This is a genomic window from Desulfobacter latus, assembly GCF_013389365.1.
In the GTDB taxonomy this organism is placed as follows: Bacteria; Desulfobacterota; Desulfobacteria; order Desulfobacterales; family Desulfobacteraceae; genus Desulfobacter; species Desulfobacter latus.
In genome coordinates this window covers 1-289 of the sequence record NZ_JACADJ010000222.1, presented here as the reverse complement: position 1 = coordinate 289, position 289 = coordinate 1, and the positions used below count along the sequence as shown (strand labels likewise).

General features: G+C 55.0%; 1 rRNA gene. It reads left to right on the top strand.

Annotated elements, in window-relative coordinates:
- Window positions 1–289, top strand: a 16S ribosomal RNA gene (locus HXW94_RS20655); the annotation flags it as partial.

Below are 289 nucleotides of genomic sequence, written 5' to 3'. Positions count from 1 at the left end.
GGAACTCTGGCGAGACTGCCCCGGTCAACGGGGAGGAAGGTGGGGATGACGTCAAGTCCTCATGGCCCTTATATCCAGGGCTACACACGTGCTACAATGGTAGGTACAAAGGGCAGCGACTTTGCAAAAAGAAGCGAATCCCAAAAGCCTATCCCAGTCCGGATTGGGGTCTGCAACTCGACCCCATGAAGTTGGAATCGCTAGTAATCGCGGATCAGCATGCCGCGGTGAATATGTTCCCGGGCCTTGTACACACCGCCCGTCACACCATGGAAGTTGATTATACCCG